The 8545-nt window shown below is 31.6% G+C and carries 9 protein-coding genes and 2 pseudogenes; 10 read left to right on the top strand and 1 reads right to left on the bottom strand.

Going from position 1 to position 8545, the window contains the following annotated elements; all coding sequences use genetic code 11:
• The first annotated feature begins 155 nt into the window (after positions 1–155).
• Positions 156–350 carry a WYL domain-containing protein gene (locus HNR33_RS19170; protein WP_429086659.1) on the top strand — a complete coding sequence of 65 codons (195 nt, stop codon included), beginning with the start codon at positions 156–158 and terminating at the stop codon, positions 348–350.
• Between the two features lie 239 nt (positions 351–589).
• On the opposite strand, the pseudogene HNR33_RS19165 reads toward HNR33_RS19170, so the two are convergent.
• Positions 590–1964 (bottom strand): annotated as a pseudogene (locus HNR33_RS19165) (transposase); the annotation flags it as partial.
• 173 nt (positions 1965–2137) lie between these two features.
• Between HNR33_RS19165 and HNR33_RS19160 the strand changes: the two are divergent.
• From HNR33_RS19160 to HNR33_RS19120, 9 genes and pseudogenes are all read left to right on the top strand, one after another.
• Entirely contained in the window at positions 2138–2269 is a 132-nt protein-coding gene (locus HNR33_RS19160) for a hypothetical protein (RefSeq protein WP_429086656.1), read from the top strand.
• Positions 2270–2280: 11 nt separating this feature from the next.
• Positions 2281–2964: pseudogene (locus HNR33_RS19155) on the top strand (GNAT family N-acetyltransferase); the annotation flags it as partial.
• A 13-nt stretch (positions 2965–2977) separates the two neighbouring features.
• Complete coding sequence (locus tag HNR33_RS19150; protein ID WP_429086654.1) at positions 2978–3793, top strand: GNAT family N-acetyltransferase; 816 nt, start codon at positions 2978–2980, stop codon at positions 3791–3793.
• Between the two features lie 517 nt (positions 3794–4310).
• The gene (locus tag HNR33_RS19145; RefSeq protein WP_429086651.1) at positions 4311–4442 is read left to right on the top strand and encodes a hypothetical protein; all 132 of its coding nucleotides are present in this window, start codon (positions 4311–4313) and stop codon (positions 4440–4442) included.
• A gap of 13 nt (positions 4443–4455) precedes the next feature.
• A complete protein-coding gene (locus HNR33_RS19140; RefSeq protein ID WP_429086648.1) occupies positions 4456–6126 on the top strand; it encodes an alpha/beta hydrolase family protein in 1671 nt (556 codons plus the stop codon).
• A 391-nt stretch (positions 6127–6517) separates the two neighbouring features.
• The gene (locus HNR33_RS19135) at positions 6518–7432 is read left to right on the top strand and encodes a helix-turn-helix transcriptional regulator (protein WP_429086645.1); all 915 of its coding nucleotides are present in this window, start codon (positions 6518–6520) and stop codon (positions 7430–7432) included.
• A gap of 100 nt (positions 7433–7532) precedes the next feature.
• Positions 7533–7781, top strand: coding sequence for a zinc ribbon domain-containing protein (locus tag HNR33_RS19130; protein ID WP_429086642.1), 249 nt, complete (start codon positions 7533–7535; stop codon positions 7779–7781).
• A gap of 31 nt (positions 7782–7812) precedes the next feature.
• Entirely contained in the window at positions 7813–8199 is a 387-nt protein-coding gene (locus HNR33_RS19125; RefSeq protein WP_429086640.1) for a VOC family protein, read from the top strand.
• 38 nt (positions 8200–8237) lie between these two features.
• Positions 8238–8453 (top strand): amidohydrolase family protein, encoded by a 216-nt coding sequence (locus tag HNR33_RS19120; RefSeq protein WP_429086661.1) that lies wholly within the window; start codon positions 8238–8240, stop codon positions 8451–8453.
• Positions 8454–8545: the final 92 nt, after the last annotated feature.

Genomic DNA, 8545 nt, shown 5'->3' with positions numbered 1-8545 from the left:
TATCTTAATTTCTTTGTCGTTATTAATGATAGGTTAACATAATGTTCTGGGGTTTTTCTATTTGTAAATTTTAACTAGCACAACGGGTTAATTATGCACTAAATATTGATTTTTCTATAGTAAATGAGAACAGAAGTATAATTTTCTATATTTCTATGTTAAAAGAAGCTATTCAATATAATAAAACAGCTTCATTTCAATACACGAATCTTAATAGTGATACTCGAATAGTTAAATGCAATATCATACATGTTTTCTATAAATGGTACTCTTGGTATGCTTTTGGTTATGATTTAGAGAAAAGTGATTTTCGTATGTTTAAGATAGTAAGAATGAGAAATTTAGAATAAGTAATTGCGAAACTCTGTAAAAAAAGAAGATAGTCATAAACTTATACTAAACAGCAAAATTACGGCGAGATTTTTTAGAATAAAAATGTTGTAGTGCAAAAAAAGACGCACTTTAATAAGCTCTATGAATTATTGACTTATTGAAGATTACGCTATCAGAGGCTTGAAGCTGCGAATATACTCATGACGATGAATTTTATCTGCAAGAACAACAGTGACCAATTGAGAGATTCCAGCCAGTAATAAATCAGCATGTAAGGTTTTGGCATTCTGGGTTTTGCGACCGGCTACACATAGGTTTTCTTTAAAATGGTTGATTGATTGCTCCATAACAGACCGTATCTTGTAAGTCTGATGCCATTGTTTATCACCACGCAGAGTGCCAGGGTAGGCCCTTAAATCTTTTTCAGGGTAAATATATATCATGCGTCCTGAGGGGGAATTAGTACAAGGAGATTCACAGAAACACTGGCGTCGACGTTTTCCGTTATTGTCTTTTATCCACTTAACTTTAGGGCATGAAAACTTAAACCGTGTGATGCCGTTTCTGAGCTTGGATGTACTTTCCGGTTTCATTAAAAGAGAATCATCATGAGGACAGCAGGGAATCCCGTCTTCGTTGATGGTATAGTCCTTGTTTTCAAGGTTGGAACGCTTATTCAGAGGAATAAAAGCTTTTGAAAAATGCCTGTTTACACCAAAAGTATCGCTTAGGAGATCTTTGTAAATCTGGATGGAATCAAAAGCAGCATCACCAATAAAAGTTTTTGGATTGATCAATGGATGTTTTGTAAAAAAGTCTTTAAGTGTTGGTATTAAAAGTTTTGCATCATGGACAGATTTATCTTCATCGGGCGAGTCAGATTTTTTCTCTACAAGAATTTCAGGATGGGCATCGAAAAAATCCTTGTTGTAAAAAGTAATATTTCTAGGGATACCAAAACCATTGGTTATAAGGCCAAATTTATAGACATAACAGAAATGGCCATTGATATAAAGTTGTTTGATTTGTGGATTGGAAGCTGCATGGGAAGGCATAGATTTGTAAGCAGCCTTATAAGGGTCATAGCTTTTATCGTAGTTCATGGTTTTGGAATAGGTTTTCAGTTGTTTTATAATGCGGTTAGCATATTTGGGATTGTTTTCGGTGACAAAAGCCTCGATGCCAGAGGAATCAAAGATTGTCATAGCAGCTTTTTCTGGGTCTAACTTTTGACAGATAGACTCTGTAATGTCAACGAGATGCTCAAAAAATGATTGCAAGTTAGGAAGGAAGTTTTGTTTAAAACGAGTGATTTTGGAAGCGTCAGGAACTTTAGTAAAGCCGCAGAAATCGCGTAGAGCTTTGGAGTAATGAAGGAAAACCAGAAGCAAAGAATCAGTAGGAATAGAAAAAATACGCTGGATAATCAAAGCCCAAAGCAAAGCATTTAAAGGGTATTTACGAGAGCGTCCCGTAGATGCATAAAAATGGTTTCGAAAGGAAACCGGGACAATTTCATCAAGGCTAATATGTTTTTCGAGAAGCGACAAAAACACAGGTTTGTCATTTTCAAATTTATCTTGGCAATCTGAATAAATATCTGCCAAAGAAAGCTGTTTGTATGATATCATTTAGGTACAACTCCTTTCGAGGTTTAATATGCGTAAAGTTTTTGGTCGTACTTAAATTTTACCACAAACCAGTGAGGAGTTGTTTTATTTTGTATTAAAAAAAGCCTTGATTTATAAGGCTTTCGGCGTTTTACAAACGCCTAATTATAAATAATAAAAGAGAGGTGAAGAGAGTGATATATGAATTAAATAAATTACAATTTCCTATGATATCACATTTGTTAGTAGGGGATTTAGTTAACATTGAAATAAAAGGAGTTGCTCAAGGATTTAATCCTGGATGTATTTTCGTCGATAATCTTTAAATCCTAAGACTGCAATGGTTTGGTCAAAAGCTATTGATGGATTCTATTTTGTAGGGGATGAAAATAATATAGATTTCAATAGCAGCATTAATAAATTTATAGATTTAGAGATTTGCTCTAGGGCAAGAGACTTAGGGTTAGAATACTTTGAATTTAGTGGAACAAGTTCAAAGTGGGATATAACTTTTGAGCATTTATTTTATAATCGCAAACTAAGTCGGTCAAAACAATTTACTTATAAGTATAGAGACATAGAAGATGCTGTATTTAAAGATATTAAAATACAACAACAATTTGAATTAGTAAAAGTGAATCCATCATTATTTCAAAAAAACATTTTGAATTTAGATTTTATAAAAACTATGATCCTTGATTGGTGGAGCTCAATGGAAGATTACTTTAATGGTGGAGTTGGATTTTGTATATTACATAATGAGAAAATTGTTTCTTGTTGTATATCAAGTTGTGTAACGCAGGACTCAATGGGTTCACATACTGTTACATTAGAAAAGTATAGGAATAAAGGACTTGCAAAACATTTAATTACTGAGTTTTTAAAGTATTGCAAGAATAATAGTTTTGAACCTAACTGGGATTGTATGGAGGAAAATTTAGAGTCAAGGTTATTAGCGGAAAGCTGTGGTTATAAAAAAGCGTTTGATTATATTTTATATAATTTTGAACTGAACTGTTAAAGGAATGGTTACAATGGAAAAGATATTAAAAGATGATTATCATAAAATTTATAAATTCCTTAATGAGGGTATTAAATATCCAGAAGTTATATCAATAATAGAGAATAATAATCCTGGTGTAGTTTTTGTTGATGAGACTAATGCACCTAATACAGCACTGGTTTGGAATCAAGGGATGAAAGGGTTCTACTTCATTGGAAATAATGAGAGCAAGTTGTTTCTACAGAACATAAATAGTTTTATTGATAACCAAATGACTAGTTTCTTGCAAGAAAGAAATATAGACTATTTTGAAGTATCTGGAACAACAGTAAGCTGGGAGAGAACTATAGAAAATATCTTTTATAATAAAAATTTAAGAAGTTGGGAACAGGTTATATATTATTGGGATGAGAGTAGTAAAATAAAAAAGCAAATAAAAGGATTTAAATATAAAATACATTCATTAGGAAACGTGAAAATCAATCACTACAAGTACTCTAATTGGAAGTATTATAAAAATGTGATAGCCGAGTTTTGGGGTGAAATAGACCGATTAATTGATAAAGGAAATTGCTACTATGCTACTGATGGAAATAAAATAGTTGGAGTGTGTTATAGTGCTTTTGCTACATCAAATGTTAAAACAATAGGAATAGAAACGGAGGAAGAGTATCGTAAGCAAGGAGTTGGATATAATTTAGCACTTAGTTGTATAGAAGATGTATTAAAGGAAGACAAATTTCCATGGTGGGATTGTATGGGAAAAAACCTCCCTTCAAGAGCATTAGCTGAAAAATTAGGATTTGTTAAAGCAAAAGAATATAAATGTTATCGATTTACAATTTGATTAGGTATATTATCTTTCTGTTACGCATCTATTTTATAAAAAACCTCCGATACTTATGGCACACTGAACCGCACTATAAATAACTGCGGTTTTTACTGGTAGGGGTTGAAGGGTTTTTTCTTTCAGTTGAAAGTATTAAAAAAATACTTAGATTTAAGCTACCGCTCTTATATGAGCGGTAACTTTTGTTATATAAAGAATGATGCAGAAATATTCGTTATCTTTAGATCCAACGAATTGAATGCTAGAGTTGTATCAACTAGGCTATAAAAAAGATTAAAGCTAGTTGAATGGCACTGATAATGCAGGTAAATAGACAAGACTAGAACCTGCATACATAAGAGTACTTTTGTTATATATGCTAATGGATATGTTAAAAACAATAAAATTGTAATATTTTGTAATTGGTTTGTAACTTTCATATAGTTAGTTAATGCTATAATACAAATTGCAGATAAATACTAAAATATTTAGAAAGATATAGGAGGCAAGACTTAAAAAAGACATGAAAGGTTTAATGAAATTGTATATGCAAGCATTGTTAAAGGCTGGTTATTTTAATAAATCTGTTAACTATGAAACTAGTGAGTTAGAAAAGAGTGTTAAGAACACGTATAAAGAGCTTAGAATAAGTGACTTTAAAACTTAAAAGAGGTGATATTATGAAAAAATACTCAAACTATTATTTGGTAAAAGATAAGATATCAAGAGTTTTGATCGTTGGCTTGCTCCTATCATCCATGCTACTAGCAGCTTGTAGCGCTGAAAATAATATGAAAGAACCTAATGTTTCAAAGGAGATTCAGCACACAATTGAAGAATTAGAATATGTCGATGTAAAACTAACTGAGAGCCCTCAATATCAATACAATGTTAAAGAGTTTGATCTTGGTAAGCGTGAGTATCAATTACCCAATGGTGGTAATATGCCTTACAAACTAAGAGGAATTATTGGTATGCCAGAAGGAGATGGGCCTTTCCCTTTAGTGATGATTACCCACGGTTCACATGAGAATCTTAAAGAAAATGTTCGTTTTGATACGGGTTTTAAATATCTTGTAGAGGCATTTGCTCAGCAAGGGATAATTGCAATTTCTATGGATATGAGCCAAGCTTACGTATGGAAATACGGAGATGGGGATGACGGAGAAAAATCTGTATTTATGGCAACTGATCATTTAAATCATCTTGTTCAAGCATCAGAGGGTAAAGAAACAAAATATCCAGTTGAGCTTAAGGGAAAGATAGATTTCGAAAACATGTCCCTAATAGGACACTCTCGTGGTGGAGAAACGATAATGGATATAGCTGAAAATATGGATTCGAAGGGATATCCAGTTTCATCGATGTTAAGTATAGCTCCTACGTTGATACAAGCGGAACATACCTATCCTGAATCTGATGTAGCTATCTTGGTACCAGAATATGACGGAGATGTTATTGGTTTTGATGGGTTTCTTATCTACGATATGTTGAATGAAAAAACAGATGGAAGTCACTCAATAACATTACTTAAAGGAGCAAATCATAACTATTTTAATAGAAATATTGAGCATAATGATGCAGCGATAGTACGGACAGAGGCTGAACTTAACGACCAGATAACCCGAGAAGCCCAGGAAAATTTTCTAAAGAATTTTGCTGTAGACTTTATATCAGGAGGATTAAAAGATGGAAAGCACCATGCTGCTTTTGACCTAAATAATCCCCAGCCCAATACCATGTATGGAGAGAATGTGAAAGTACTATTTAGAAAATCAGGCTCAAATGGAATTGTAGATATGGCCAATTCTGAAAACTATGCTATAGAAAATATAACGGCATCATATGTAATTGATTCTTGGTGGTATAAGTTAGATGAAGTCTATGCAGATACAATCACTAGTGGAGAGGGAGAGCAAAAGACTAGAGGATTTTTAAAAGTTAAATGGGATCAAAACACGTCTAAGATTACATTTAAACCAATTATGCAGGATATAAGTAATTATAAGTCATTATCAATAGATATACTAGTGGATCCAGCAGATTCGGATAATCAAAATCGTTCATACCAAGAATTTAAGGTGCGATTAGTTGATGAAATGGGTAATACAGCAACTGTGACTTTGCCAGACAAACTGAACGCTTTATCTTTAACACCTGGGGAACTTAAGAGAACAGAAATATTTGAAGAGGAATTATTCTATTGGTCAAAGCCAACCCCACTTGGGAGTTTGATGTTGCCGCTTGATAAGTTTAAAAATATTGAATTAGATAAAATTACGTCTCTTGAACTTGTTTTTGACCAGACTACAAGTGGATCAATATTGATTGAAAATATAAGACTTCAGTAAATAAAAATTCTTCCCAAACATCAAAGGTTTCGTTTTGGAAGAATTTTTAATTGAGTTAAATCTAGCCACAACAATGTAAAAATCTATTAAAGTTTCTAAAGTATTAGACATTACGCTTTATATTATAGTTATAGGTTAGCTGTCATAATAAAATTTTATTTACTAAAAATATAGTTATTATAAGGCTGGCTATTTATAACTTCTAATGGTCTTCAACTGGTTAAATAGGAGGTAAAAAAATAAGTACTAGGCTTGTAAACTTTATAAATAAAAGCTGCAGTTGCAGCGAAACGGTGAACTGTACTATAAATAACGGCATTTTTTTGTTATTATGTTATAGAATACATTAGTGAATGAATTGATAAAAATGAATAACTTTGGAGGATTTATTGTGAAAATAGATAGGTTACTTAGTATCCTTATGATTATCATTAATAAAGAAAAGATAACTGCAAAAGAATTATCTGAGTATCTTCAAGTATCAGTTCGAACCATTCAAAGAGACATAGATACTCTAAGTATGGCGGGGATACCTATTTATGCTGAAGTTGGGAAAAAAGGTGGATATCAATTACTTAATAATTATAAATTAGACAAAAATTTTTTGAGTACTAATGAGGCAAAAATTCTTAGTTCTTTCTTAGAAAGTTTAGAAGAAACCGTACCCTATTCAGAGGTAAAATCAATATTTAATAAGTTTTCAATGATGTTTCCAGGGCAGGCAGAAGACAATAAGATTGTTGTTAAATTAAATCCTTCAATTAAACAAAAAAATTTAAAAGATAATATAGATATTATAGCAAAAGCAATAGATAATCGCTATAAAGTTCATATTAAATATATAGATGCAAATTTTTATGAATCAGATAGAGTTGTGTGTCCATGTACATTGGTGATGATGGGTTCAACGTGGTATGCTCATGTGTATTGTGAGCTACGAGAAGATTTTAGAATGCTTAAATTAAATAGAATTGTATCTTGTGATTTGTTAGATGAAGAGTTTATAGTCAAAGAGATTCCAAAATCTTTACCTTGGGAAAATAACTTAGATTCTGGAAGGAAAGGTACCAAAATAATATTAGAAGTTGATAAGATTTTACAAGGTAAACTTCCAGATTGTATTGATCATAAAAATTGTAAAGTTATAAAAGATAAAATAATTGTTAATCTATGTTTTCCTATTGATGAGTGGTTATATTCACTTCTTCTTGGATTAGTTCCTTATGTAAAGATTATTGAACCAGATTGGTTAAGAGAAGAATTTGTTAAGAGGCTTAAGTTATCAATAGAAAAGAACAAACTATGACATAGTGGTGTCATAATATAGGAGTTATACTAATTAAGAAAGCATAATAAGTGAATAGCGTAGTTCTTAGCCGCTTAATTAAAATCCAAGGAGTGATAATGTGAACATTTGTCAAAGCTGTGGTATGCAAATGAAGAACAAAGATCTACATGGAAAAAATAGAGATGGATCACTTAGTATTGATTACTGTAAGTACTGCTATCCTAACGGAGAATATAATAACCCAAAAGAAACCTTTGAAGAAATGGTTGAATCCTGTATACCTTTTGAAATGAAAGAAGGATTTACGGAAGATGAAGCTAGGGGGCGTCTAGTACGAAGTCTTAAAACTCTAAAGAGATGGTTATAAGTAATTAAAATATCAAATTAGGAGTGATAATATGGGAGTAAGATTTTGTGAAGTAGTTATTATGGTAAAGGACTTTCAACGAGGAAAAGAATTCTATGAAAAGCTATTTGAAACAAAAATTAATGAAAAAATGCACGAAGATCGATGGGCTAGTCCGATACCACAAATAAGCTTGATAAATCCAGAGTTTGACGCCAAAAAGAATGTACCTAGCGGATATAATAATGTCAGATATGGAAACAATGTAATATTAACATTATTAACAGATGATTTAGAGAAAGAAAAAGAAAGAATCATTGATATAGGTGGAGAAAGCATCACGAAAACATGCAGAATAAATTATAGAGTTCCGTACCACTATTTTCATTTTGAAGATACAGAAGGTAATACTATTGAAATTGGCCATTATCCAAAATAGCATTATAAAAAAGTTTACAATACAATAAGTAAGTACTCATAAAACTTGTAACTCATAAAGAAGGAATAAGAAGAACGACTTCTCTTCCTGCACAATTCATAGGAATTAATGGCAAAGGTGTTATTCGTGAAAAAATGTATGCAGACATCGTGATATTTGATTATAAAAATACTATAGATAAAGCAACATATGAGACATCAGAATATTCAGAGGGTATAGAGTATGTTATAGTAAATAACAAAATAATATATTGACTCAATAACATCACGGTGGTATAATTTTCAAAACAAGTAAAAAGGTGGTGGTAACATGATTAACGATATTAGTGATATTAGTGACATTTTAA

The sequence above is a fragment of the Brassicibacter mesophilus genome, from assembly GCF_050433385.1.
Classification (GTDB): Bacteria; Bacillota; Clostridia; order Tissierellales; family Proteiniboraceae; genus Brassicibacter; species Brassicibacter mesophilus.
The sequence above is the reverse complement of the archived record's forward strand: the minus strand, read 5'-3'. Positions and strand labels throughout refer to the sequence as shown.

Coding starts and splice junctions, on each gene's coding strand:
- HNR33_RS19150 (WP_429086654.1), top strand. CDS start 2,978: ATGGAAAAGATATTAAAAGATGATTATCATAAAATTTATAAATTCCTT.
- HNR33_RS19140 (WP_429086648.1), top strand. CDS start 4,456: ATGAAAAAATACTCAAACTATTATTTGGTAAAAGATAAGATATCAAGA.
- HNR33_RS19170 (WP_429086659.1), top strand. CDS start 156: ATGTTAAAAGAAGCTATTCAATATAATAAAACAGCTTCATTTCAATAC.
- HNR33_RS19145 (WP_429086651.1), top strand. CDS start 4,311: ATGAAATTGTATATGCAAGCATTGTTAAAGGCTGGTTATTTTAATAAA.
- HNR33_RS19125 (WP_429086640.1), top strand. CDS start 7,813: ATGGGAGTAAGATTTTGTGAAGTAGTTATTATGGTAAAGGACTTTCAA.